Raw genomic sequence first — 26,259 nt, forward strand, 5'->3', positions numbered from 1 at the left:
TCTCTCCAATTCCCGTTCTGCACTTCTATTCTAAAGCGGATGCTGCACGACGGTACCGCGGGAGCGCTCGACGATCCAGATCGGTTTCGAGGGATGGGGACAGACCTCGACACAGAGACCGCAACCCACACAGCCGTCTTTCACATAGGGCTGATATTGACCCCATTTCTTGAAGCCAATGGCCCGTTCCCCCAGCGGGCAGATACCCACACAGGCGCCGCAGATACCCCGGTCGACCCAGGGATAGCAGGCTGATCGGTCGATCTGCGCGATGCCCATGTCGATCTCCTCGCGTGGCGTCTCGGTGAGCGCCGCCGTGGGACAGACCTCCATGCATTTGTTGCAGAGGATACAGGCCTTGCGGGCCGGATCGATATAGGGCGTGTTGAAGGCATCGCCCCCTTCCCGGCTGTGGAAAAGGATGCAGCGTGGCGGACAGACCTCGCCACAGAGACCACAGCCGATGCAGGCGGCATTGAAGCGGGCCGTGTCCTGCAGGGCCCCCGGCGGCCGCAGGTAGTTGCGCTCGGGCACCCCCTGCGCCGGTGCCTGCAGACGGGCCACGGCGTAGGGCAGGGACCCTGCGGCAGCCAGGGCTGCGCTGCCGATCAGCTGCTGCAGGAACCCCCGGCGGCGCATCAGTCCGGCACCTCACCATCCTTGTCCGCGGCCTGGCGGCGGCGGTAGTTGCGGCCTAGATGGCCGTCACCCTGCTCCGGGTAATCCCTGAACCTCAGGGTGAAGGTCATGGCATCGGTCGGGCAGATGGCGATGCAAGCCGTGCAGTTGTTGCACTCCTGGCCGAAGTGGTCACGCAAGGGGTCGAGACCGAATTCACAGACCGCATTGCACTTCGCGCAATCGTTGCACTTCTCGACGATGCGCCGGATTCTCAACAGGCGGTAACGGCCGAGCAGCGAGTAGAGCGCGCCGCCGGGACAGAGATAGCGGCAGAAGCCTCGCCGCGCCACCAGCAGGTCGAACAGCAGGGTGCCGACGAAGAACAGGGTGCCACTGCCGAAACCACCGAGGGCGATGGCGTAGTAGAGTTCCCGACCGATGATCGCCGGCGGATAGATGGCCGCCACCAGCACGGCACCGCTCAGCGCCGACAGCAGCAGGCCGATCGCCAGCACCAGATACTTGATCCGCCTGTCGAAACGGCGCTTGCCGGTTCTGATGCCGGCGCGCTGCAGCCAGGTCGCGAGGGTGGTGTTGAGTTCGTAGAGCAGGGTCGCGGGGCAGATCCAGCCACAGAAAAAGCGCCCCAGCACCAGCGTGAACAGTACCGGAATCAGCGCCGTGAGCAGGAAGGGCGTATAGACACCAAGGCCGGCCGCGAACTGGCCGAGTACCGCCAGGGGATCACTGAGCTGCAGCCCCCACAGGGTGCCCGACCAGGTATTGCCCTTGATGGCGTCCAGCTGCTCGACCGGATCGCTGAGGAAAGGTGAGGTCAGCGCCTCCATGATGTCGTACAGCCGCTTCTCGGAGGGCGCCAGCAAATCGTAGGCATGGGCCGCCAGATAGGACTGGTAGACATGCAGGAACGGCAACAGGATGAGCATGGAGAACACCACGACAAGACTGAACCAGCGCAGCTTGTTGAGGTGTCGCCAGAGGAAGAACGGTTTGTGCATGTGCTATTCGATCACCTGCCCGATTTCGCAGACAGAGCGGCGAACACAGCCGCCGCCTGCCCCTGGAAAAGATTCATGTGTCGCCCCGCTCGGGAATGATCCTGATGGCCTGCGGCATCTGGATGCATGACCGCTCGCACAGTCCACAGCCGACGCACTTGTCGGTGATATGCGGCTGCTCCAGCATACCGACCCGGATCGCCACGTCCTGCAGCGGGCAGGCGCGGTAACAGACGCCACAGGTCTTGCCCTGATAGGACAGACACAGGCTCTTGTTGACCACTGCCCGGCCCATGTGGACGCCATCGAGAATGGCATTCAGCTCCCGCTTCACGGGCTGGATGGCACCACTGGGACAGACGTCGCCACACTTCATGCACAGGATGCAGCCCTTCTCGCGGGGAATGATATAGGGGGTATCGAGTGAGGCCAGGCCGTTCTCGAGACCAAAGTAGTTGATGCAACGATTGGGGCAGATTTCGCCACATTGCCCGCAGCGGATACAGCGGTCGGTGAATTCCGCCTCGGACAGGGCGCCCGGAGGCCTGAGATAGCGCAGCCCGCCGCCTGGAGCGAGTGCTGCTGCCGGATCCGGCACCATCGCCACCGTGGCCACGGCACCGAGGGCCTCGAAAAAACGTCTGCGTTTCATGCAATCGTGGTGGAGAAAAGACCGTGCTCACGGCCCAGTGTATCACCGGATACACCCGACCGTGAGCACGCCATCTTCAGACGCCGGTTCAGATCTTCTCGATCCGTGCGGCAAGCTTCTTGAAGTCCACCTGTCCGGAGACCGGATCCCAGGCGCGGTTGGTGATGCCGTTGGCCAGCCACTTGTTCTTCTTGGGGTCGGCGCTGTCCGCCACCGACAGGTTCCAGGGTCCGAACATGTAACCGCGCGGCACATTGTTGCGGGCCGGCTTGACCAGGCTGTTGGTACCGACCTGGGCCCGCGCCTCCAGCGAACCACGCCGGGTCACCACCCGCACCTTGTCACCGTCCTTGATGCCGAGATCCTTGGCATCTTCAGGATGCATCTCGACATACATCTCCGGCACCAGGCGGCGGGTAGTCGGGCTGCGGTTGGACTTGGCGGTATGGAAGTGCTCGTAGACCACACCCAGTCCCATCCAGTAGGGGAACTTGTCCTTGGGCACGTCCTTCCAGTGGCGACCGCGGTACTTCTCGTCCGGCAGATCCGGGGTCAGCGCCTTGTCGCGGGCCAGCTTGATCAGGTCCATGTGATCGATGGTGTAGTGGTCCTTCTTGACACCGAACTCCATCAGCTTGCGAGTCCACTTCTCGCGATCGGTGTAGTCCTGGTGACAGAGCTTGATATGCAGCTTCCCGTCCTTGGTGCGGAAGGCACCATAGGGCTTGTCCTTCCAGCCTTCCTGCGACATATAGCGGCGCTTGGTACCACCCTGCTTGGCGATCTCGTAGGTCGGCGCCGGCCACTGGATGCCGCGCAACTGCTTGAGCTGCTCGTAGGGCGACAGACCGTCGCGCTTCTCGCGCTCGAGGATACCGGTGAGGTCGGCGTCGGAACCGGCCGAGGCACGGATCAGGTCGCGTAACACCTCCTCGGCGTCGTAGAAACCGTCCGCCTTGCGCTTGTAGGGGAGGATCTTCTCCATGTCCAGGCCCAGCAGGGTGCCGATCTCCTTGGCCTTGTCGATCACCATGTCCATGTCGGGACGGCAGCCCGGAGGCGGCTCGGCGGCCTTCTCGCAGATGTTGATGCGCCGCTCGGAGCTGATGTACACGCCCTGTACCTCGCCCCAGGTGGCCGCCGGGAAGATCACGTCGGCATACAGGTTGTTGGGGGCGTGGCGATAGATCTCCTGCACCACATTGAAGGTCTTGCTCAATGCCGGGCGCACCAGATTGTACTGATCGGGCAGATCGATATGCGTCGCGTAGACCAGGAACATGGCCTTCACGTCACCCTTCAGGGCGCGCTCCATCATGCCCACGGCCATGCCCGGATTCTGCGAGTTCATGGCATTGATCAGGTTCTGCTCCGGCACCCGCCAGGCCTTGGCGATGCGCGCCCGGTGGGTGCTGTTCTTCAACGGCTCGTTGAACGGCAGGCGCCCGGTCAGGCCACCGGTGAAGCGCTCGCCCATGGCATTCGGCTGGCCGGTCATGGAGAAGGGACCGCAGCCGGGCTTGGCCACGTTGCCGGTCAGGGCCAGCAGGTTGACGATGGAGATGACGTTGTGCTGGCCATGCAGGTGCTGATTGTAGCCGATGCCCCACATGATGATGACACCGCCCTGCTCCTTGCCCTGCTTGCCGCGGGCGAGGCGCTTGCGGGTGGCGTCGGCGAACATGCCGGCGACACGGCGGATCAGTGCCGGGGAGACGTCGTGGTTCGGCCCGCCCATGCGGTCCTGGACCTGCTCCGGGCTGTAGTCCTTGAGCACGCCGTCGACGTATTCCTTCCAGCCGGCGACATGCTGCTTGAGGAAGTCCCAGGCGATGACGTCGTCGTGTTCCTTGAGCAGCACATGGGCGATGGCGTTGAGGAAGCTGATGTCGCCGTTGAGGATCGGCACATGCACGGTGTTGTCCGGATTGATGTCCTCGTAGCCCATCACCGTGCCGGTCCGCCGTGGATCGACGACCACGGTGGGAATATTGCTGCGCTTCTTGTAGTCGGCGATGCGCCAGAACACGATCGGGTGCGACTCACGGGCGTTGTGGCCGAAGTGCATGACCATGTCGGCCAGCTCCAGATCCTCGTAGGCCAGCGGCGGGGTGTCGGAACCGAGGGTGGCGAAATAGCCGGTCACCGCCGAGGTCATGCACATGCGGGCATTGGCCTCGATGGTATTGGAGCCAAGGATGCCCTTGAGGAACAGGTTCTCCAGGTACTGCCCCTCCACCGTCAGCTGGCCGGAACCATAGAGGGCAATGGAATTGCCGCCGTATTTCTTGGCGAAGTGGGCAATCTTGTGCGCCACCATGACGGAGGCCTTTTCGTAGGGCACGCGCACGAAATGCTCGTCGTCGAAGGAACCCTTGGTCTGGCTGGTGTACTCGATGTCACCGTGGCCGGGCTTGTTCCACTCGGCCCAGACGTCCTTGCGCACATAGGCATCGCCTTCCATGCGGTCGACGTACATGGGTTCGGCGGCGGTCAGGCCCTTGATGCACTGCAAGCCCTTGTTGGTGGGGTGGTCCTTGTCCGGGCGCATGGAGACGATCTTGCCGTTCTCTACCTGGATGACGGTACCGCAGCCAACGCCGCAATAGGGACACTGGGCCAGGGCGGTGCTGCGCTTGGGCGTTTCCGCCTGGCTGGCCGGCGCTGCCTCCAGTTCCGGATTGTCGGCCACGAACAGGCCGGCACCCGCGGCGGTACCCGTGATGAATGCACTCCCCTTGAGAAACTTGCGGCGAGTTGTCTTGATGCGTTTCATGCTCTACTTCCCCCTATTTGTTCAGCGTCCGCAGATAGACGATGATGTCGTCGATCTCGCGGTCGGACAGATTCGCCAGCCCGTTGGAACCAGTGAAACCATGCATGGGGGTATTGGAACGCCCCTCCTTGATGGTCGTGCGGATGAAGCCGTCCGAGACCTTGCCGAGGAATCCCGGCTTGCCGATTGCCGTCCCCGAACCGCCCGCGGCATAGCCCTCGCCGTTCACGCCGTGACAGGTGGAGCAGATCTCCTTGAAACGCTGTTTGCCAAGTTTCACGTCACCCTTGGCTGCCGGCTGCGCATCGACCTCGGCTGCCCGGCTCGGCCGCTTTGCGAAGCTGCGCAGATAGGCAATGATGGCCTGGATCTTGTCCTTGCTCAGGTGGGCAAAGGGCGGCATGGCGGTACCGACGCGCCCGTCATGGATGGTGCGCTCGAAGAAGCTGTCCGAAGCGATGCTCAGCAGCTCCGGATTGGTCAGCGAGGGGGCAAGGCCGGGCTTGCCGACCCCATCCTCCTGGTGGCAGAAGATGCAGTTCTGCCTGAACAACTGCTCCCCCTGCTTGGCCAAGGCTGCATTGGCCGCCCCGGCCAACCCCGTATAACTCATTGTCAGCGCTACCACGCAGGCGGCGCTTGACGCAAAGCGTCTGCGTCCCGACATAACCATCCTCCTAAGATTTGCGTTTATTCAACGAGCGACAAAACCCGGCTGGGGGAGTCCCGGAATCCGGCACAGCCTCAGCAGCAAAGGTCGCGGTCCGGCACTGATCCGCGACCAAATCCCCCTCTCATTCAAAGGTTGTGGCCCAAGATAGGGGATGACTTTTTCTGCCGCATTGATGCAGATCAAGCCAAATGCCACGACCACTGTGTCAAATGGCGCGTCCTGCCGCGGGCCGCCGACCGCTCCACACAGGGTGCCAAGGAGAATCAGGACAGGGGGTCGGCGGGACAACACTGCTGACCAACGGTGTGCAACAGCCGTTCGAAGTCGGCATAGGGCAGCGGCCGACTGAACAGGTAGCCCTGGTAGGCGTCACAACCGTTGCGCCGCAGGAAATCGAGCTGCGACTCGTCTTCCACGCCCTCCGCGCTCACGTATTTGCCCAGATGCTGGGCCATGGCCAGGATCGCCTCGACGATCACCGCATCGTTCACGTCCTGGCTGACATCGCGGACAAAGGAACGGTCGACCTTGAGGACATCGATCGGCAATCGCTTGAGATAGGCCAGGGACGAATAGCCGGTGCCGAAATCGTCCACCGACAGTCGCACACCCAGTGCGCTCAGGGCGCCCAGCTTGTGACTGACATCATTGAAGTCATGAATCAGAATGCCCTCGGTGAGTTCCAGTTCCAGGCAACCGGGATCGACGCCGGTCTCGGCAATGATCCGCTCCACCTGGCTCACGAAATCGGGCTGCTGGAACTGCCGCGGACTGACATTCACCGCCATGCTGCACGGCCCTCGGGAACCTTCGCCAAAACAACCCATGCGCACCGCCTGCTGGCAGGCCGTGCGCAACACCCATTCCCCGATGGGAACGATCAGACCGCTCTCTTCCGCCAATGGAATGAAGCTGTCCGGTGCGATGATGCCCCGCTCCGGATGCCGCCAGCGCAGCAGCGCCTCGGCCCCGATAATCCGGTTGCTGGCGATCTCCACCTTCGGCTGGAAGTGCAGCTCGAACTGTCCCTGCTGGACAGCCTGGCGCAGGGCTTCCTCCAGCACCAGGCGTTCCATGGCGGCCACATTCATCTGTGGCGAGAAGAACTGGTAACCGCCGGCCCCTGTGGTCTTGGCCTGATACATGGCGATATCGGCATGCTTCAGGAGTTCGTCTGCCGTCTCCCCGTCCTCGGGATAGAAGGCGATGCCGATCGAGGCCCGCAGATGGAACTCATGACCGTCCACCCACAGAGGCTGCCCCAGCCGATGCAGAATCTTGTGCGCCACCCGCGCCGCCTGTTCGATCTGGTTCATGCCTTCCAGTATCAAAGTAAACTCGTCACCGCCGAGGCGGGCCACGGTATCGCTCTCCCGGACCTGTTCCAGCAGGCGCCCGGCAACGAACTGCAGTACCTTGTCCCCGGTCTGATGCCCGAGGCTGTCATTGATGTGCTTGAATTTGTCCAGGTCGATGAACAGCAGGGCGAACCCCTTGCGGGCATGATCTGCCACGGCCATGGCGTGACCCAGGCGATCCTGGAACAGGGCCCGGTTGGGCAGGTTGGTCAGGGGGTCACGCTCCGCCATGTGCTGGAGGCGGGCCAGCATGGCCTTGCGTTCGGTAATATCCACCACCAGGGCGGTAAACAGCCGCCGACCGCTGATCAGCGTCTCGCTGACCTTGATGGAGACCGGCACCTCGCTGCCATCCTTGCGCCGCATGCACAACTCGCGCTCATTCCCCAGGACATGGCGAAAAAGGCCGCCCTTCAGGTACTCGTGCAGGTAGCCGTCGTGACGGTGACCGTGGGCCTCTGGCATCAGCCTGCCCAGGCTCTGCCCGATCACTTCCTCGCTGCGGTAACCAAGCAACCGTTCGGCGGCGACGTTGAAGGTCTCGATACATCCACCCTCGTCGATGGTGATGATGGCCTCTGCGGTATTGTCGAGGATGTTGGCCAGGCGTTGCTGCCGGCTGTTGACCTGCTCGCGCATCTCGCTGAAGGCCTCGCACAGATCCCGTGTCTCACGGGCTCCCGGCTGGAAACTGACCTCCCCGCCCCCTCCATGCGCCTCGCTGCGCAGCGCGGTGGCAACATCTCCGATCGGTTTGAGCACGGCACGATCGAAGAACAGGTAACCCAGAAAGGTCGTCACAATGCCGCCCACCAGCAGCCACCAGAGGAAGTCGAGCAGCTGCTGGGCAATCCGTCCCATGTCCCGCATGGATTCCACCCAGGATGCCTCGAGCTGGTCGTAGAGTCCGGTGAGGCTCGACTCCAGGCTGGCGAAGAGTGGCCGCAGCCGCTGCTCCAGAGCCGTCAGATCCGCCCGCCAGGCCGGGGAGCGCAACATCTCGATACTCTGCAGATAACGGCTGCGTCCCGCTGCATGGGCCTGGCGCATCTGCGCCAGGGCCTCGCTGACCTCGAACTCGAGCCGCCCTGCCTCCTCCAGTTCGGCAAGCCGCAGCAGGCCGGTGGCCACCTGCTGCAGGAACATCTCGATGTTCTCCACCCGCAGATCGAAGGCATGGCGTGAATCACCGGTGAAGACGCCGAAACGTATCGCCACCAGCAGTCGGAAATCCGCGATCACCCGCACCCAGTTGTAACGGCATTCCTCCAGCAGCCGCCGGACCTCCCGCCCGGCCGCATCCGTCGCTCCGTCCTCCAGGGCGGCCGCCACAGCACCGAGGAAGCCGGCATTGATGTCGGCGAGTTCGATCATCACCGTGGTGAAGGGGAAGGTCTTCTCGGGATCCGAGCGGAGCTGCATCAGTGAGCGGATCTCCACCCGCAGTTGCCGGCTGTCCCGCTCGAGATCCTGCAACAGATCACGAAACCCCCCACGCTGTTGCAGCCAGTCCATCTGCGCCAGGGATGCTATGCTCCCGGCCAGCTCCTGGTCGGCAGCCTGCAACGCCTGGCGCGGCTGCTCTTCCGGCAGGATGATGAAATCCAGCAGGGATGTCTTGAGAGCGGACACGCGCAGCATCAGGTCGTGCACCAGATCGGCGACCCGCACCTGCTGCTGCATCTTCTGGTGGTGGCTGTGCAGGGTCTGCTGCACGAAGAAGTGCCCGAGCAGTACCCCGCTGCCCAGCAGGGCGAACAGCAGGGTGGCGATCAGGATATAGCGGCCGCGCAGGCTATCGAGGCCCATATATCTGACAACACCGCTGGACAAACCCATAGCGAAACCCCGCATCCCGAAGGCGGTTCTTCTGTGTCCGGGCCCGCGGCATCCCTGCTGGGTGCCGGTGATCTGTGCCGGCCACCCGCTTCCTGTCGACAACTGGCAACTTCCACAACCGCAACAGGTCTATCGTCCCCGGAGGAAATGCCTTGAATCAACGCCTAGCCCGGATACTGCACCACGGATTCGATGGTCAGGGCGAGGCTGGCAAAGCAGATTGGGTGATCGTCCGATGAGTCATGGCCGTTGCTATGGCTTGAGGAGGATCACCCAAGATGCGCCGATCGCCCATGAACCATGGCTACGGCCATGCTTCGGCGGGCATTCGAACAAACTGCTTGGCCAGATTCACCCTGAGCACGGCATATTTAGTTGCCGGGTTAATAGTTGTCCGTACAACGTCTTGCGACGACACTTCGGGATAAATACCACGTGGTATTTACACTCCCAGCGGGAGTGGCTTAGGCTCTCACTCTCGTCCATCGGATTGCTCCTTTGTCGTTTGCTTGGCGGCTCACGACGGGGAGTTTTTCCGATGGCCCCCCGTATATGTCAAACTCCTGCTGTCTCCCCGGCAAAGCCGGGGAATTTCCCACTATTGTTTAACCCCGATATTGCATCAGGACCCCGGATCACGGCGTGGCTGGCCCCGCCAGGGATCGCGGCCTGGAGGCCGCTCCTACAAGACATGGCGGCACCATGGTAGGAGCGGCCTCCAGGCCGCGATCAGCGTGGTGTTAACAGGCTGCTAGGTGACATAGACATCGTAGCGAGTCTTGGGGCTTTCAATGCTGGCCGCCGGCTTCAGATCGTGCAGCCAGCCGGCGCGTCGGGGGCGTTTGACCACCACCCGCCGCCGTGCCACCCGCAGGGCGACCTCCAGCAGCCGCAAGGAATCGCGGTCCGGCCCGATCAGCTCCTGCAGGGCACGCATCCCCTTCTTCACCTGCACCCCGGGCTTGCCCGGCGGATACATGGGGTCGAGGTAGACGGTATCTGGCCGCTCCGCCACGGGCAACACGGCCAGCCGCTCGGCGGCATCACCGAAGCACAGCTGCATGCGCGCCGTCAGCCAGGGGGCGAGTTCCGGATCGGCCGCGGCCCGCCGCAGGCCGTCCTCGAGCAGCGCCGCCAGCCAAGGCGAGCGCTCGCAGAGCGTGACCCGACAGCCGAGGCTGGCGCACACGAAGGCATCCCGTCCGAGCCCGGCGGTGGCATCCCAGATCCAGGGATCGAAGCCCGGCCGCATGCCCACCGCCCGCGCCAGCGGCTGGCCGCGACCGCCGCCGAAACGCCGCCGATGGGCCAGGGCGCCACCGGCAAAGTCGACCCGCACCGCCCCCGGGGGTCTCGGTCCTGCACGGTGCAGAGCCAGACCCTCGGCATCGAGTCGCAGGTAGTAACCCGCCTCCGGCGGCTCGGCGACCACGGACAGGGCATAACGCGCCACGAGCTGCGCCTCCCAGGCGGGATCCCGGCTGCCGCGCAGCAGCGGCGGAGAGGAGAGGCTCATGCCCCGCCGGCACCCGCCAGCGGGGCCAGCACCTCGGCCAGTTGCGCCTCGTCCAGCGGATAGGCCAGACAGGCATGCAGTGCAAAGCGTTCGCCCAGACGCTGCAGGTAGGACCATTCATCACGCTGGGCGAGGACGATCACCCGGCACTGGGCCGCATAGCGCTGCAGGCTGGCGAGCAGCACATCGAGGTTGCCAAGGTTGGCGCCGGCATAGTTGTTGCCATAGCCGTAGAGGAAATCGGCGACCATCACCGCCGGCGGCTGGCGCTTCAGCCGGCGGATGGCCTCGCGCTGGGAGGCCGGCCGCAGCACGGTGAAACCGAGCCGCTGGTAGAGGGCCGTGAAGTCGGGATGCAGGGGCGACTCGACGATGGAGTAGAGAATCTTGCCGGAGGCTGCCATGGATCCATTTTCGCACAGCATCCGGCGGCAGGGAAAAGGCAGGCCCCGTCCATCCCCTCGCCGGAAATCCCGCGGGAGATGGCCACGGAACACAGGAAAAATCCATGTCAGGGACACGCGCTTCGCGCGCAACGATATATCGCCTGTGTACGCCGTGGCTATAAAAAAACGGCGACCACGAAGGCCGCCGTTTCCTGTGGCTTACTGACGTTGACTCAGCCGGCCAGCTTCTGCTTGATGGCGTCGATCACCGCCTCGGAGGAGGTGGCCTGGACGGTCAGCAGCAGACCCTCCTTGTCGTAGAAGTCGACCAGCGGCGCGGTCTTCTCCTGGTAGGTCTCCAGCCGGTGGCTGATGGCCTCCTCGGTCTCGTCCTCGCGCTGCACCACCGGGCTGCCGCACTTGTCGCACACGCCCTCGACCTTGGGCGGATTGCTCTTGACGTTGTAGATGGCCTGACACTCCGGGTTGGAGCAGGTGCGGCGGGTCGTCAGACGGTCGAGGATCACCTCACGCGGCACGTCGATGTTGACCGCCATGTCCAGCTTGATACCCAGTCGGTCGAGCAGTTCCTTGAGCGCCTCGGCCTGGGGGATGGTGCGCGGGAAACCGTCCAGCAGGAAGCCCTTCTCGCAGTCGGGCTCCTGCAGGCGCTTTTCCATGATGCCCATGATCAGTTCGTCCGGCACCAGATCACCGGCCTTCATGTAGGCCTCGGCCTGCTTGCCCAGCTCGGTTCCGGCCTGCACGGCGCCGCGCAGGATGTCGCCGGTGGAGATCTGCACTGAGCCGTCCAGCTCGGTCAGCATCTTGGCGACGGTGCCCTTGCCAGCACCCGGCGCACCCAACAGAATCAGCTTCATAAGAGATTTCCTCGTTTCAATGTGGATGGTCAAACACGAAAAGCCCGGCGATCCGGCAGCTGCGCGGGCCCGGCAGAAAATACAGCGCGCATTTTGCGGGCGACCGCCAAGCCAGATCAATAGCGGACGGAAAAAAATCCCGGGCAGCGGCGCCTTTGTCCAGCCCCGCAGAATATGCTAATATATCACACTTTGCATTCCCCGCTCCTGTCAGGCACCGGCGAGCGGTCTCCCCTGAGGTAGTCTCCGTTTGGCCTTCTTCAACTTTGAGTGCAGCGATCGCGGCTGCCCGAAAAACGACATCCTCTCCGGCCTGACCGTGGCCCTGGCCCTGGTGCCGGAGGCGGTGGCCTTTGCCTTCGTCGCCGGGGTGGAGCCGCTGGTCGGCCTGTACGCGACCTTCATGGTGGGGCTGATCACCGCCGCCATCGGCGGACGACCGGGGATGATCTCCGGCGCCACCGGCGCCCTGGCGGTGGTCATGGTCAGCCTGGTGGCCCAACATGGCATCGAATACCTGTTCGCCACCGTGGTGCTGATGGGGCTGATTCAGATCCTGGTCGGCCTGCTGCGCCTGGGCAAGTTCATCCGCATGGTGCCCCACCCGGTGATGCTGGGCTTCGTCAACGGCCTGGCCATCGTCATCTTTCTCGCCCAGCTCAACAGCTTCAAGATCAAGGACGCCGACGGCCAGTTGCAATGGCTGCAGGGCGAGGCCCTGTGGAGCATGCTCGGCCTGGTCGCCCTGACCATGGCCATCATCCATTTCCTGCCCCGGCTGACCCGGGCGATCCCCTCCTCGCTGGCGGCCATCCTGGTGGTCAGCCTGATCGTCATCGGCCTGGGCATGGACAGCCGCACCGTGGGCGATCTGGCCTCCATCGCCGGCGGCCTGCCCGAATTTCACATTCCCATGGTGCCACTCGACTGGGAGACCCTGCGCATCATACTGCCTTACGCCGTGATCCTCGCCGCCATCGGCCTGATCGAGTCCCTGCTGACCCTGAGCCTGATTGACGAAATCACCGACACCCGCGGCCGCGGCAACAAGGAATGTATCGGCCAGGGCGTGGCCAACACGGTCACCGGCCTGTTCGGCGGCATGGGTGGCTGCGCCATGATCGGCCAGAGCATGATCAACGTGAACTCCGGCGGCCGCGGTCGTCTGTCCGGGATCAGCGCCGCCCTGTTCCTGCTCGCCTTCATCCTGTTCGCCTCCGGGCTGATCGAGAAGATCCCGCTGGCCGCCCTCACCGGGGTGATGTTCATGGTGGTCATCGGCACCTTCGAGTGGTCCAGCTTCCGCATCATGGGCAAGATCCCGCGCAGCGACGCCTTCGTACTGGTGCTGGTCTCGGCGGTCACCGTGGCCACCGACCTGGCCATCGCCGTGGTCGTGGGCGTGATCGTCTCCGCCCTGGTCTTCGCCTGGGAGCACGCCAAGCACATCCGCGTCAACAGTTACTTCAACGACATGGGCGGCAAGGTCTACGAACTGGAAGGACCGCTGTTCTTCGCCTCGGTGAAGAACTTCCAGGATCTGTTCGATCCGAAGAACGATCCCGACGACGTGGTGGTAGAGTTCCAGCGCTCGCGGGTCTACGACCACTCGGCCATCGAGGCCATCGACACCCTTGCCGAACGCTATCTCAATGCCGGCAAGCGCCTGCACCTGCGCCATCTCAGCCCCGAGTGCGCCAAGCTGCTGAAGAAGGCCGGCGACCTGGTCGAGGTGAACGTGATCGAGGACCCCCGCTACCACATCGCCGCCGACCAGCTGGCCTGACGACGACCCCGGGACATCCCATCAACCCCTGCCGACATTCATCCCAGACACCGGCCGGCCACGGCCCGCCGCCCGCACGCCCCTGCCCTGCAGGATCAGCCCCTTTCCGGACCCCAGGTATAACCACATGACAGACAGTACATCCCCCGCCGCTCTCAGCTTCCAGGACATGGACCTCCCCCCGCCACTGCTGCGCGCCCTGGCCGAGGTCGGCTACGAGGCCCCCTCCCCCATCCAGGCGGCGAGCATCCCACCGCTGCTGGCCGGCCGCGATCTGCTCGGCCAGGCCCAGACCGGCACCGGCAAGACCGCAGCCTTCGCATTGCCACTGCTGGCGCGCATCGACAGCCGACTGCGCCAGCCGCAGCTGCTGGTTCTGGCCCCGACCCGCGAGCTGGCCATCCAGGTAGCAGAGGCCTTCCAGCGCTATGCCCGCTATCTACCCGACTTCCACGTGCTGCCCATCTACGGCGGCCAGAGCTACGACATCCAGCTGCGCCAGTTGAAACGTGGCGTGCAGGTCGTGGTCGGCACCCCCGGACGGGTCATGGACCACATGCGGCGCGGCACCCTGAAGCTGGATGCACTCAAGGCTCTGGTACTGGACGAGGCCGACGAGATGCTGCGCATGGGCTTCATCGACGACGTCAACTGGGTGCTGGAGCAGACCCCCGCCGGACGACAGGTGGCCCTGTTCTCGGCCACCATGCCACGCGAGATCCGCAAGGTCGCCCAGCAGCACCTCAACGAGCCGGTGGAGGTCAAGATCGACAAGCGGGTGGCCACCGCCGAGACCATCCGCCAGCGCTACTGGCCGGTCAGCGGCCTGCACAAGCTGGATGCCCTGACCCGGCTGCTGGAGGTCGAGCCCTATGACGCCATGCTGGTCTTCGTGCGCACCAAGACCGCCACCGTGGAACTGGCCGAGAAGCTGGAAGCGCGTGGCCATGCCGCCGAGGCGCTGAACGGCGACATCCCGCAGAAACTGCGCGAGCGCACCGTGGAGCGGTTGAAGAACGGCCAGCTGGACATCCTGGTCGCCACCGACGTGGTCGCCCGCGGCCTGGACGTGGCGCGGATCAGTCACGTGATCAACTACGACATCCCTCATGACGTCGAGGCCTACATCCACCGCATCGGCCGCACCGGACGCGCCGGCCGCAGCGGCGAGGCCATCCTCTTCGTCGCCTCCCGCGAACGGCGCCTGCTGCGTGCCATCGAGAAGACCATCGGTCAGCCGATCGAGCCGATGCAAATGCCGACCGCGGCCGACATCAACCAGCAGCGTCTGCAGCGCTTCAAGCAGAAGGTGCGCGATGCCCTGGCCGAGGACAGCAACGAGGCCTTCTATCCCCTGCTCACCGAACTGCAGGAAGAGGACGGCGTGGAGCCGCTGGAGATAGCGGCGGCCCTGGCCCGCCTGCTGCAAGGCAAGGAGCCGCTGCTGCTGGCCGAGCGGCGCGAGCCGGCGGCGCGGGCCGAGAAAAGATCGCGCCGCAGCGACAAGCGGCCGCGGCCGCCGTCCAGCCAGGCCCTGCCGCTGAAGGGCCACCCGGAAGTGGAGATGGAACGCTACCGAGTGGAGGTCGGCCATGCGCACGGCGTCAAGCCGGGCAACCTCGTCGGCGCCATCGCCAACGAGGCCGACCTGGAGAGCGCCTACATCGGCCATATCGAGATCTACGATGATTTCAGCACCGTGGACCTGCCGGCCGGCATGCCGAAGGAGACCTTCCGTGCCCTGCAGCGGGCCTGGGTCTGCCAGCAGCGGCTGAACATCTCCCGCCTCGGCGCCGGTCCCAGGCCGGCTGGACCGAAACCGGCCGGACCCAAGACCGGGAAGAAGGCAAAGAAGAAGGCCAGGGAAAAAACCGTCAAGGGCAAACCGGGCACTGCCGGCAAGACCCGGCGGGCGACGCCCTGAGGTGGGTGCACAAGGGACGCCGATGGCCGCATAATAGGCCGAAGCGACCGCCCGATCCCTGATGCAGACATGCCGCGACGCCTGATCCAGACCACAACCCTGGCCCTGCTCCTGCCCCCTCTGGCAGCAGCGACCGAACCGACCCTGGAGGGCAGCGACCCGGCCACCGGCCTGCGCTACTGGGAGTGGCGGGCCGAGGGGGTGCAGCTGCGCCTCACCCAGCGCCTGCCCGACCAGACCCGGGCCTTCTTCCTGGCCCGCGGTTTCGATGCCGCCAGCGCCGAGCGCTATGCCACCGCCTGCGTCTTCCAGTCGCTGTTCAGGAACGACGGCGAGGAAGCGATCAGTTTCGCGCTCGCCGACTGGCAGGTGGTGACGGCCGAGGGCCAGCATCCCCCCCTGAGCCGGGAACACTGGTCGACGATCTGGCAACAGGCGGGGCTGCCGAAGGCGGCGCGGATCGCCTTCGAATGGTCACAGCTGCCGAGCCGGCAGCACTATCAACCCGGCGACTACAACTGGGGAATGAGCAGCTACGGCCTGGCACCCGGCAGCCGCTTCGACCTGATCTTCAGCTGGCAGCGCAACGGACAGCGCCAGAGCGGCCGGCTGAACGGCCTGGTCTGCGCCCCCGACATCCATCCCGACTGACGCGGAGGCCCCCATGCGCCACCCTGGCATCCTTCTGTCGATCCTGCTCCTGTTGCTGTCTCTCGGCCTTCAGGCTGCACCCCCCGGCCGCCAGACCCTCACCCCGCTGGAGGACCGGCCACCGGCCCCGGACTTCGAACTCACCGACCTGGACGGCCGTGTCCACCGCCTGTCGGACTATCGGGGCAAGGTGGTAATCGTGAATTTCTGGGCCACCTGGTGCCCGCCCTGCCGCGAGGAGATGCCCTCCATGCAGCGCGCCTGGAACTGGCTGCAGAAAAACGACATGCAGCTGCTGGCGATCAACGTCGGTGAGAACGAGGATCAGGTGTTCGAGTTCACCGCCAATTACCCGGTGGACTTCCCGCTGCTGCTGGACGAGGATTCCTCGGTCATCGAGCGCTGGCCGGTGCGCGGCCTGCCGACCACCTTCATCGTCGACACCCGCGGCCGGCTGGCCTACCGTGCCATCGGCGGCCGCGCCTGGGACAGCCCGGAGCTGCTGATCCCGGCCCGGGCGCTGCAGCTGGAGCGCTGAAACCCCGCCCGGCAAGGAGCGGATCAGGCCAGGCCATCCCCGGCAGCGGCTGCCGCTCAGGCGTCGTAGGGGTGGCGCAGGATGATGTTGGCGTTGCGGTCCGGGCCGGTGGAGATGATGTCGATCGGCACCTCGACCACCTCCTCGATGCGCTTCAGGTAGGCCTTGGCATTGGCCGGCAGCGCCTCGTAGTCACAGAGGCCGACGGTCGACTCCGACCAGCCCGGCATGTCCTCGTAGATCGGCTCGATGTCGGTGAAGGCCTCGGCGCCGACCGGCGGGGTCTTGAGGATCTCGCCGTCCTTGCGGTAACCGACACAGAGCCGCAGGGTATCCAGACCGTCGAGCACGTCAAGCTTGGTGATGCACAGGCCGGTGACGCTGTTGATCTGGTTGGCGCGGCGCAGGGCCACGGCATCGAACCAGCCACAACGGCGGGGTCGGCCGGTGGTGGAACCGAACTCGTGGCCCTGCTTGGCGAGATAGGCACCGACCTCGTCCAGCAGCTCGTTGCCGTCGTACAGCTCGGTGGGGAAGGGGCCGGCCCCGACCCGGGTGGTATAGGCCTTGGTGATGCCGAGGATATAGTCCAGGCTGCGCGGACCGACGCCGCTACCGGTGCAGGCGCCGCCCGCGGTGGTATTGGAGGAGGTGACGAAGGGATAGGTACCGTGGTCGATGTCCAGCAGGGCCCCCTGCGCCCCCTCGAACATGATGTTGCCACCCTCGCGGCGGGTCCGGTCGAGGATCTCCGGCACGTCGCCGATCATCGGCTCCAGCACCTCGGCCATGGCCAGGGTCTCGTCCAGCACCTGCTGGAAATCCACCGGCTCGCATTTGAAATAGTGCTGCAGGGTGAAGTTGTGGTAGTCCATCACCTCGCCGAGGCGCGCCGCCAGCCGCTCGCGCTGGAAGATCTCGCCCAGCTTCAAGCCACGGCGTGAGATCTTGTCCTCGTAGGCCGGGCCGATACCGCGGCCGGTGGTGCCGATGGCCTTCTTGCCGCGGGCCTTCTCGCGGGCGTGATCGAGGGCCACGTGGTAGGGCAGGATCAAGGTGCAGGCCTCGCTGATCTTCAACCGCTCGCGGGCCGGCACGCCACGCCCTTCCAGCATCTCCAGCTCCTCGAGCAGCGCCGAGGGCGAGAGCACCACGCCGTTGCCGATCAGGCACTCCACGCCCTCGCGCAGGATGCCGGAGGGGATCAGGTGCAGTACCGTCTTCTCGCCGTCGATCACCAGGGTATGGCCGGCATTGTGGCCACCCTGGAAGCGCACCACGGCCTCGGCCCGCTCGGTGAGCAGATCGACGATCTTGCCCTTGCCCTCATCGCCCCACTGGGTCCCGATGACTACCACGCTCTTGCCCATCGTTAGGTCTCTCTCGCCTCATGCAGTGAAAGTGGGGCCGGCACAGGCACGCCCTGCGCCGGACCGGGTTGATTCAGATCGGCAGCACCCGCCAGGCACCATCCTCGTACACCAGTTGGCGATCGCAGGCCATGGCCGCCGCATCACCGCACTGGCCAGGCAGGGCCTGCACCACGCGCTCGCCGGCGGCACGCAGTTCGGCCACCGCCCGATCCAGGCCCGCCTCGCCCTGTGCCGGGGCGAAGATGCCGGCGGTCATGGCGCCCGGCACCTCGCCGAGGGCGATCAGGGTCTTGAGATCGGCTGAAAAGCCGGTGGCGGGGCGGGCCCGGCCGAACACCTCGCCGATCTGGTCGTAGCGGCCGCCACGCGCCACCTCCTGGCCACAACCCGGCACGAAGGCCGCGAACACCACGCCGGTCTGGTAGGCGTAGCCACGCAGTTCGGCCAGGTCGTAGCTGACCGGCAGCGCCGGCCAGCGCCGCTCGACCTCGGCACCAATCTGGCTCAGATTATCCAGCGCCGCCAGCACCCCGGAATCGCTGCCGGCCAGCACCTGCCGGGCCCGCTCCAGCACCTCCCGCTCGCCATGCAGGCCGGCCAGGGCCACCAGCCGGCTGCGCTGCTCGGCGGGGATGTCGAAGCCGGCCACCAGGGCCTCGATCTCGGGCATGGCCTTGCGCTGCAGCACGTCGAACAGGTCGGCCTCGGCCTCGTCCGCCAGGCCTGCCTCGCGGGCCAGGCCACGGAAGATACCGACATGACCGAGGTCGAGATGCACGCCGTCGATGCCGGTGACCCGCAGCGTCTCCAGCATCAGGCCGATAATCTCCAGATCGCTCTCGATGCCCAGGTGGCCGAACAGCTCGGCACCCACCTGCAGCGGGCTGCGGCTACCGGCGAAGCCCTCGGGACGGGTGCGCAGCACGGTGCCGAGGTAGCAGAGGCGGGTCGGCGCCTCGCGCTTCAGGGCATGGGCGTCGATGCGCGCCGCCTGCGGCGTCATGTCGGCGCGCACCCCCATCAGCCGGCCGCTGAGCTGGTCGGTGAGCTTGAAGGTCTGCAGATCGAGATCATTGCCGGTGCCGGTGAGCAGGGATTCGAGATATTCGATCATCGGCGGGATGATCAGCTCGTAGCCCCAGCTCCGATACATGTCCAGCAGCCGCCGGCGCAGGCCCTCGGCCCGCCAGGCCGCCTCGGGCAGCATCTCCTCGATGCCTTCCGGCAATAACCAGTGATCAATCGCTGCCATGGTTCCCGTCGCCCGTCTCGTCTGTCCCGCAAATAGTGCCGCGCCGTCCTCTCAGCGCACCAGATAAAGCAGGCCGATACCGGCCAGCATGCTCAGCAGCCCGGCGATGCGCAGACTGCGGTCGTCGAGCTGCGCCATCTGCAGCCAGGCACGGCGCATGGCGGCCGGATTCAGAAAGGGCAGCATGCCCTCGATGACCAGCACCAGCGCCAGCGCGGCACCTAGTTCCTGCCACATGCCATCATCCAAAAAAAAGCCGGGCACGCGCCCGGCGTGGACATCGCATCGCCTTCACGCCGGCTTCCCGGGGCGGTTCAACGTCGGCCCTGGTCGTCGGCGAAGAAGCGGAAGAACTCGTTGTCCGGTTCCAGCACCATCACGTCCTGCTTGCTGCTGAAGGCCGTGCGATAGGCCTCCATGCTGCGATAGAAGCCGTAGAAGGCGGGATCCCGGCCATAGGCCTCGGCATAGATCTCGGTCGCCTGGGCATCGCCGGCACCGCGGATCTCGTCCGCCTTGCGCCGCGCCGCGGCGAGGATCTCGGTACGCAGCCGGTCGGCGCGGGCACGGATGATCAGCGATTCCTTCTCACCGCGGGCCCGGTGCTCCTTGGCGACCCGCTCGCGCTCGGCACGCATGCGCTGGAACACCGCCCCCGCCACCTTGCTCGGCAGCTCGATCTGCTTGATGCGGAAGTCGATGATCTCGATGCCGAAATCGCTGACCTTGCTACCGGCGCGGCGCGCCACGCTGGCCATGATCTCCTTGCGCTCACCGGAGACGACCTCCTTGATGGTGCGGTTGCCGAGTTCCGCCTGCAGGCCGTCCTTGATGGTCTGGGCCAGGGTCGAGGCGGCGTCGATCTCACGGCCACCGAAGGAACGGTAGAAGGACTCCACGTCGCTGATCCGCCACTTGACGAAATAGTCGACCAGCACGTTCTTCTTCTCGCCGGTCAGCACCTGTTCCGGCTTGGCGTCCAGGGTCAGGATGCGGCGGTCGAACTTCTTCACGTTGTTGTAGATCGGCACCATGAAGTGCAGGCCGGGCTCGTAGTCGGAACGCACGATCTCGCCGAGATGGAAGAGGATGGCCCGTTCACGTTCGTCGACCACGAACATCGACATCCAGGCACCGACTGCCGCCAGCAGCAACAGGATCAGGGAGGGCAGGCGCAGGGCGTTCATCTAGCGACCCTCCCGCAGCGGGCGCGGCTGCGTGCGTGGCCGGCTGCGCGGTGCCGGCGCAGTGTTGCCGGAATAACCCTGGACTGAAGGCGCGGCAAGGGCATTGCCGTTCCGGCGCATGAACTGGTCGAGTGGCAGATACATGATGTTGTTCCCCTGATCGGTCTTGATCAGGACCTTGCTGACATTGTTCAACACCGTCTCCATGGTCTCCAGGTAGAGACGCTTGCGGGTGATCTCCGGTGCCTTCTGGTATTCGGTCAGGGTCTGCAGGAAACGGCTGGTCTCACCCTTGGCGAGCTCGACGACCTGCTGCTTGTAGGCCTCGGCCTCCTGTACCAGGCGCTGGGCGTCACCCTCGGCCTTGGGAATGATGTCCCGCTCGTAGGCCTCGGCCTGCTTCTTGAAGCGGTCCTCGTCCTCGCGTGCCTTGATGGCATCGTCGAAGGCCGACTGCACCTCTTCCGGCGGCTGGGCACTCTCCAGGTTGACCTTCACCACCCGCAGGCCGGTGCGGTAGATGTCGAGCAGTTCCTGGATGTTCTTCTCGGTCTCGTTGACCACCACCTCGCGGCCACCGCTCTTGCTGAAGATGTCGTCCAGGGTCTTGGAGCCGACCACCTCGCGCAACGCGCTCTCGGTGGCCTCCTTCAGGGTGTAGTCCGGGTTGCGCACCCTGAACAGATAGTCCTGCGCATCCTTCACCTGGTACTGCACCGACATGGCGATCGCGATCAGGTTCTCGTCCTGGGTCAGCATCTGCGCCCGGTGCCGGGCCTGACGCACCTGGTCGACGTTGACCTTCTCCACCTGCTCGACCGGATAAGGGATGTGCCAGTGCAGACCCTCGCCGACCGTCTCCTGGTACTTGCCGAGGCGGAGGATGACACCGCGCTCAGCCGGATCGACGATGTAGAAGCCGGAGAACAGCCACAGGCCCAGCGCCAGGACGATGATGAACCCCAGGCCCAGGGCACTGCCGCCGCCGAAACCGCCGCTGCGCCCGCCACCGCCGCGCTTGCCGAACAGGCCACCCAGCTTGTCCTGCATCTTGCGCACCACCTCGTCCAGGTCCGGCGGACCCTGGTCGTTGCCACCGCCGCCCCAGGGGTCACGGTTGTTTCCACCCGGCTCATTCCAAGCCATCTGCATGCTCCACTGTGACAGGAGGGATCCGGCACCGTCTCGGGCCGTCGCTCCTGCTGATTGTCTGGGTCTTCGCTCTGTCGGCCCGAGACGGGCCTTGGACCGACCCGTCCGCATTCTCAAAAGGGCCGATTTTATGGGGCGGCGGCCGCGCTCGCAAGGAATTCGCCCGCCGGCTCTGCATGGAGTTCGCAATCCACCGTCCCGGCAGCGCACAAACGCGCCAGATCGGCCGTCGGCAGCAGCACCCGCAGCCAGCAGCAGCCCCTGCTGTCGACCCGCTCCTCGCGCACCACGCCGGCCGCGAACAGCTCGGCACGCAGCCGTCCGGCCGCCGGCGGCAGACACAGCCAGCCGGCGCTCATCCGCCCTCGCAGCCGCTCGGCGACCGCCTCGCGCAGCAGTTCCAGACCGGCACCGCTGGCGGCCGACACCCAGACCCGCCAGGGCCGGCCCTCGGCATCGCGTTCCAGGCGCGGCGCCTCGTCGAGCAGGTCGATCTTGTTGTAGACCAGCAGTTGCGGCACCGCCTCCGCCCCCACCTCGGTCAACACCTGATCGACCTGACCGATGCGTGGCTGGCGTTCCTCGTCGCTGGCATCGACCACGTGCAGCAGCAGATCGGCGCTGCGCGTCTCCTCCAGTGTCGAGCGGAAGGCCGCCACCAGATCATGCGGCAGGTGGCGCACGAAGCCAACGGTGTCGGCCAGCACCACATGGCCGAGATCCGGCAGTTCGAGCCGGCGCAGGGTCGGGTCGAGGGTGGCGAACAACTGGTCGGCGGCATAGACCCCGGCCTCGGTCAGGCGGTTGAACAGGGTCGATTTGCCGGCATTGGTGTAGCCGACCAGCGACACCGTCGGCACCTCGGCCCGCTGCCGCGCACGACGTCCCTGTTCCCGCTGGCGCTGTACCTTGTCCAGCCGCCGGTTGAGCTGCTTGATGCGGTTGCCGAGCAGCCGGCGGTCGGTCTCCAGCTGGGTCTCGCCGGGACCACGCAGGCCGATGCCGCCCTTCTGCCGTTCCAGGTGGGTCCACCCACGCACCAGGCGGGTGGAGAGATGGCGCAACTGGGCCAGTTCGACCTGCAGCTTGCCTTCGAAGGAGCGTGCCCGCTGGGCGAAGATATCGAGGATCAGGCCGGTGCGATCCAGCACCCGGCACTGGAACAGCCGTTCCAGGTTGCGCTCCTGGCTGGGCGACAGGCTGTGGTTGAACAGCACCAGTTCGCCACCCGCCTGCACCAGCCGCTGGCGGATCTCCTCGGCCTTGCCGGCGCCGATGAAATAACGCGGATCGGGGGCACGCCGGCTGGCCGTGACCGAGCCGAGCACCTCGGCGCCGGCCGAGGCGGCCAGCTCGGCAAACTCTCGCAGGTCTTCCTGGTCTTTGTCGTCGGGGAGGAAAACATGTACCAGAAGGGCACGTTCCCCGCTGCGGGGACGCTCAAACAAGACGCGCCCCCGAGCGTGCTCGCTTACATGTTCCCGGGTTCTGGGAGATCATCACTACCACTGTTGCCGTGCGGGATGCGCACGTTTCTGGCGGGCACCACGGTGGAGATGGCGTGCTTGTACACCATCTGGCTGACGCTGTTCTTGAGCAGCACCACGAACTGGTCGAAGGATTCGATCTGACCCTGCAGCTTGATTCCGTTCACCAGGTAGATCGACACAGGAATCCGCTCCTTCCGAAGGGTGTTGAGGAAGGGTTCCTGCAAGGATTGTCCACGTGCCATTATCGTTTCTCCTTTTTCTAGTTATGCTCGTCAACGCCTACTCCCGGCAGCCGCCGCTCGCGGCCTGTCGCGGGGGATCGTTCTGCTTGCATACTCTTCAAAGGTATCTCTGTAAGCCGAAGTGTAGCATAGTCATTCACCCGGTTGCGCCCGATCGTCCAGCAGCGCCTCGACACTGCGCTGCAGCTGATCCCAGAGATCACCGGAGAAGGGATCGAACCAGCGGGTCCCACTCTCGGCCCGCAGCCAGGTGTACTGCCGCTTGGCATACTGGCGGGTCGCCGTCAGCACCCGCTGACACATGGTCGCGTAGTCCGACTCGCCATCCAGATACTGCCACACCTGGCGATAGCCGACGGCGCGCATCGACGGCAGATCGGCATGCAGGTCGTCCCGGGCGCGCAGACGCTCGACCTCCTCGACCAGTCCCTGCTCCAGCATCTGGCCGAGACGCTGCTCGATGCGCGGGTGCAGCTGGGCACGTTGTGGCGGCGCGATGACCAGCTTGTACAGCGGCTGGCGGCGGGCCGCCGGCGTCTCCCGGCACAGCTCGCTGAGACTGCGGCCGCTGAGGCGGCAGACCTCCAGGGCACGCAGGATGCGCTGGGCGTCGTTGGGGTGGATGCGGGCCGCCGCCTGCGGATCGATCGCCGCCAGCTGCCGGTGCAGGGCGGCCAGGCCCAGCCGCTGGCGCTCGGCCTCGAGTTCGGCGCGCAGCGCCGCGTCGGCCGCCGGCAGTTCGGCCAGGCCCTGTTCCAGGGCGCGGAAATACAGGCCGGTCCCCCCCACCAACAGCGGCTGCCGGCCGGCGGCACGGATCGCCTCGATCTCGCGCTGCGCATCGGCGGCAAAGCGCGCCGCCGAGTAGCTCTCGCCGGGGTCGAGAATGTCGATCAGCCGGTGCGGCGCCACCGCCAGCACGGCCGGCTCCGGCTTGGCCGTGCCGATGTCCATGCCACGGTAGACCATCGCCGAATCGACGCTGACGATCTCGAAGGGATAGGCCTCGACCAGGCGCAGCGCGAGCGCGGTCTTGCCCGCGGCAGTCGGCCCCATCAGGCAGAGCACGGCCGGCGGCATGGAACGGGGGGATTCAGCCAACTCGCGCCTCACTGGCCACGCATGAACAGCTGGTCCAGCTCGTCGAGGCCGAACTGCAGCCAGGTGGGGCGGCCGTGGTTGCACTGGCCGCTGCGCTCGGTGCGTTCCATGTCGCGCAACAGGGCGTTCATCTCGGCCAGGCTCAGCTGACGGTTGGCCCGTACCGAACCATGACAGGCCATGGTCGAGAGCACCGCATTGAGCGCCGTCTCCAGCCGCTGACTGACGCCGTGGGTCAGCAGGTCACAGAGCACGTCCCGCACCAGGGCGGCGACATCGGCCTCGCGCAGCAGGGCCGGGATCTGCCGCACCGCCAGCTGTTCCGGCCCAATGCGGTCGACCTCGAAGCCCAGTTCGCGGAACACCCCGGGCTGCGCCTCGGCCAGCGCCGCCTCGCGCTCGCTGACCCTCAGTGTGAGCGGCACCAGCAGCGGCTGGGAGCGGATCCCCTCCCCGGCCAGGGAGCGCTTCAGCCCCTCGTAGGTGATGCGCTCGTGGGCGGCGTGCATATCGACCAGCACCAGCCCGGCGGCGTTCTGGGCAAGGATGTAGATGCCGTGCAGCTGGGCCAGCGCGAAACCCAGCGGCGGCACCTCATCCGCATCCGGCTCGGCCTCGGCCAGGCCCTCTGCTGTCGGGGCCGTCGTCTCGGCCACCGGCGGGGGATGCAGTGCGGCATAGCCGGCGAGCTGCTCCTGGACCCGCAGCGGCATGGCCTGCTGGCTGGGCGGGGCAGCGGCTGGCGGCGCGGCCGGGGGTGCAGCACGGGACGGGGCATCGCTCTCGCCGGGCCGCAGCGCGGCGATGGCCTGGTGCAGGGTACGGTAGATGACGTCGTGCACCAAGCGGCTGTCGCGGAAACGGACCTCCGACTTGGCCGGGTGCACGTTGACGTCGACCGTCGCCGGATCGAGATCCAGATAGAGCACGAAGGCGGGATGGCGGCCGTGATAGAGCACGTCCTGGTAGGCCTGGCGCACGGCATGGGCGATCAGCCGGTCGCGGACCATGCGGCCGTTGACGAAGAAATACTGCAGATCCGCCTGGCTGCGCGAGAAGGTCGGCAGTCCCAGCCAACCGCGCAGTTCCAGGCCGGCCGCCTGCTGTTCGACATACAGGCTCTGCTCGACGAAGGGCGCGCCACAGAGCCGGGCCAGGCGCCGCTCCTGCTCGGCACGCCCGCTGGCCGGTGGCAGGCGCCACAGCGACCGGCGGTTGTGACGCAACTGGATCTCGACACCGAAACGGCTCAGGGCGATGCGGCGCACCACGTCCTCGACATGCCGGAACTCGGTGGCCTCGGTACGCAGGAACTTGCGCCGCGCCGGGGTATTGAAGAACAGGTCGCGCACCTCCACCGTGGTGCCCGGGGGATGCGCTGCCGGGCAGGGCGGCTCGACCCGGTCGCTGCCGTCGCCGCAGACCCGCCATCCGCTGTCGGCCCCGTCCACCCGCGAGGTCAGGGTCAGCCGCGACACCGAGGCGATGCTGGGCAGGGCCTCGCCGCGAAAGCCAAGGCTGGCGACCCGTTCCAGGTCGTCGAGACTCTCGATCTTGCTGGTGGCATGCCGCGCCAGGGCCAGGGCCAGTTCCTGCCGGGGAATGCCGCAGCCGTCGTCGCGTACCTGGATGCGCCGCACCCCGCCCTGTTCGATGTCGATCTCCAGCCGCCGGGCGCCGGCGTCGAGGCTGTTCTCCAGCAGTTCCTTGAGCACCGAGGCCGGGCGCTCCACCACCTCGCCGGCGGCGATCTGATTGATCAGCTGCGGGGGAAGCTGGCGAATCGGCATCGGCTGATTGTAGCAGACAGAAATGGCTGCAGACCGTTCATGACCGAGTCTG

22 protein-coding genes and 1 pseudogene are annotated in these 26,259 nt (G+C 65.8%); 4 read left to right on the forward strand and 19 right to left on the reverse strand.

Going from position 1 to position 26,259, the window contains the following annotated elements:
• Positions 1–30 precede the first annotated feature (30 nt).
• The 10 genes and pseudogenes from QVG61_RS09860 to QVG61_RS09905 form a co-directional block, all read right to left on the reverse strand.
• Positions 31–639 (reverse strand): 4Fe-4S dicluster domain-containing protein, encoded by a 609-nt coding sequence (locus tag QVG61_RS09860; protein WP_289930464.1) that lies wholly within the window; start codon positions 637–639, stop codon positions 31–33.
• Complete coding sequence (locus tag QVG61_RS09865; RefSeq protein WP_289930465.1) at positions 639–1,640, reverse strand: 4Fe-4S binding protein; 1,002 nt, start codon at positions 1,638–1,640, stop codon at positions 639–641. The genes QVG61_RS09860 and QVG61_RS09865 overlap by 1 nt, the downstream gene beginning before the upstream one ends.
• Before the next feature lie 73 nt (positions 1,641–1,713).
• Positions 1,714–2,292, reverse strand: coding sequence for a 4Fe-4S dicluster domain-containing protein (locus tag QVG61_RS09870; protein ID WP_289930466.1), 579 nt, complete (start codon positions 2,290–2,292; stop codon positions 1,714–1,716).
• Between the two features lie 88 nt (positions 2,293–2,380).
• On the reverse strand, positions 2,381–5,068 hold the full coding sequence (locus QVG61_RS09875) for a molybdopterin-dependent oxidoreductase (RefSeq protein WP_289930467.1): 2,688 nt from the start codon (positions 5,066–5,068) through the stop codon (positions 2,381–2,383).
• A 13-nt stretch (positions 5,069–5,081) separates the two neighbouring features.
• Complete coding sequence (locus QVG61_RS09880; protein WP_289930468.1) at positions 5,082–5,681, reverse strand: c-type cytochrome; 600 nt, start codon at positions 5,679–5,681, stop codon at positions 5,082–5,084.
• A gap of 323 nt (positions 5,682–6,004) precedes the next feature.
• Positions 6,005–8,908 (reverse strand): EAL domain-containing protein, encoded by a 2,904-nt coding sequence (locus QVG61_RS09885; RefSeq protein WP_289930469.1) that lies wholly within the window; start codon positions 8,906–8,908, stop codon positions 6,005–6,007.
• A gap of 417 nt (positions 8,909–9,325) precedes the next feature.
• Positions 9,326–9,424, reverse strand: a pseudogene (locus QVG61_RS09890) (IS200/IS605 family transposase); the annotation flags it as partial.
• A 265-nt stretch (positions 9,425–9,689) separates the two neighbouring features.
• Entirely contained in the window at positions 9,690–10,454 is a 765-nt protein-coding gene (locus QVG61_RS09895) for a class I SAM-dependent methyltransferase (protein ID WP_289930470.1), read from the reverse strand.
• Entirely contained in the window at positions 10,451–10,858 is a 408-nt protein-coding gene (locus QVG61_RS09900) for a hypothetical protein (protein WP_289930471.1), read from the reverse strand. Before QVG61_RS09900 ends, QVG61_RS09895 begins: the two co-directional genes overlap by 4 nt.
• 215 nt (positions 10,859–11,073) lie before the next feature.
• Positions 11,074–11,721 (reverse strand): adenylate kinase, encoded by a 648-nt coding sequence (locus tag QVG61_RS09905; RefSeq protein WP_289930472.1) that lies wholly within the window; start codon positions 11,719–11,721, stop codon positions 11,074–11,076.
• 250 nt (positions 11,722–11,971) lie between these two features.
• Between QVG61_RS09905 and QVG61_RS09910 the strand changes: the two genes are divergently transcribed.
• The 4 genes from QVG61_RS09910 (at position 11,972) to QVG61_RS09925 (ending at position 16,620) form a co-directional block, all read left to right on the forward strand.
• The gene (locus tag QVG61_RS09910; protein ID WP_289930473.1) at positions 11,972–13,507 is read left to right on the forward strand and encodes a SulP family inorganic anion transporter; all 1,536 of its coding nucleotides are present in this window, start codon (positions 11,972–11,974) and stop codon (positions 13,505–13,507) included.
• 127 nt (positions 13,508–13,634) lie between these two features.
• Positions 13,635–15,431, forward strand: coding sequence for a DEAD/DEAH box helicase (locus QVG61_RS09915; protein ID WP_289930474.1), 1,797 nt, complete (start codon positions 13,635–13,637; stop codon positions 15,429–15,431).
• 69 nt (positions 15,432–15,500) lie between these two features.
• Complete coding sequence (locus QVG61_RS09920) at positions 15,501–16,082, forward strand: hypothetical protein (protein WP_289930475.1); 582 nt, start codon at positions 15,501–15,503, stop codon at positions 16,080–16,082.
• A 13-nt stretch (positions 16,083–16,095) separates the two neighbouring features.
• Positions 16,096–16,620: a TlpA disulfide reductase family protein gene (locus QVG61_RS09925; RefSeq protein ID WP_289930476.1), complete on the forward strand. Its 525-nt coding sequence runs from the start codon at positions 16,096–16,098 to the stop codon at positions 16,618–16,620.
• Positions 16,621–16,676: 56 nt separating this feature from the next.
• On the opposite strand, the gene QVG61_RS09930 is transcribed toward QVG61_RS09925, so the two are convergent.
• The 9 genes from QVG61_RS09930 to mutL all read right to left on the reverse strand — a co-directional run bounded on the left by QVG61_RS09930 (position 16,677) and on the right by mutL (position 26,207).
• On the reverse strand, positions 16,677–17,990 hold the full coding sequence (locus tag QVG61_RS09930) for an adenylosuccinate synthase (protein ID WP_289930477.1): 1,314 nt from the start codon (positions 17,988–17,990) through the stop codon (positions 16,677–16,679).
• Between the two features lie 73 nt (positions 17,991–18,063).
• A complete protein-coding gene (locus QVG61_RS09935) occupies positions 18,064–19,245 on the reverse strand; it encodes an ATP phosphoribosyltransferase regulatory subunit (RefSeq protein ID WP_289930478.1) in 1,182 nt (393 codons plus the stop codon).
• Positions 19,246–19,296: 51 nt separating this feature from the next.
• A complete protein-coding gene (locus QVG61_RS09940) occupies positions 19,297–19,482 on the reverse strand; it encodes a DUF2065 domain-containing protein (RefSeq protein WP_289930479.1) in 186 nt (61 codons plus the stop codon).
• Between the two features lie 77 nt (positions 19,483–19,559).
• A complete protein-coding gene (gene hflC, locus QVG61_RS09945) occupies positions 19,560–20,432 on the reverse strand; it encodes a protease modulator HflC (protein WP_289930480.1) in 873 nt (290 codons plus the stop codon).
• Positions 20,433–21,578 (reverse strand): FtsH protease activity modulator HflK, encoded by a 1,146-nt coding sequence (hflK, locus tag QVG61_RS09950; RefSeq protein ID WP_289930481.1) that lies wholly within the window; start codon positions 21,576–21,578, stop codon positions 20,433–20,435.
• Positions 21,579–21,712: 134 nt separating this feature from the next.
• The gene (gene hflX / locus QVG61_RS09955; protein WP_289930482.1) at positions 21,713–23,032 is read right to left on the reverse strand and encodes a ribosome rescue GTPase HflX; all 1,320 of its coding nucleotides are present in this window, start codon (positions 23,030–23,032) and stop codon (positions 21,713–21,715) included.
• A 23-nt stretch (positions 23,033–23,055) separates the two neighbouring features.
• A complete protein-coding gene (gene hfq, locus QVG61_RS09960; protein WP_289930483.1) occupies positions 23,056–23,316 on the reverse strand; it encodes an RNA chaperone Hfq in 261 nt (86 codons plus the stop codon).
• A gap of 132 nt (positions 23,317–23,448) precedes the next feature.
• Complete coding sequence (miaA, locus tag QVG61_RS09965) at positions 23,449–24,396, reverse strand: tRNA (adenosine(37)-N6)-dimethylallyltransferase MiaA (protein ID WP_289932765.1); 948 nt, start codon at positions 24,394–24,396, stop codon at positions 23,449–23,451.
• A 29-nt stretch (positions 24,397–24,425) separates the two neighbouring features.
• Positions 24,426–26,207 (reverse strand): DNA mismatch repair endonuclease MutL, encoded by a 1,782-nt coding sequence (gene mutL, locus QVG61_RS09970; RefSeq protein WP_289930484.1) that lies wholly within the window; start codon positions 26,205–26,207, stop codon positions 24,426–24,428.
• Between the last annotated feature and the right edge of the window lie 52 nt (positions 26,208–26,259).

The sequence above is a fragment of the Thiohalobacter sp. IOR34 genome, assembly GCF_030406045.1.
Lineage (GTDB): Bacteria > Pseudomonadota > Gammaproteobacteria > Thiohalobacterales > Thiohalobacteraceae.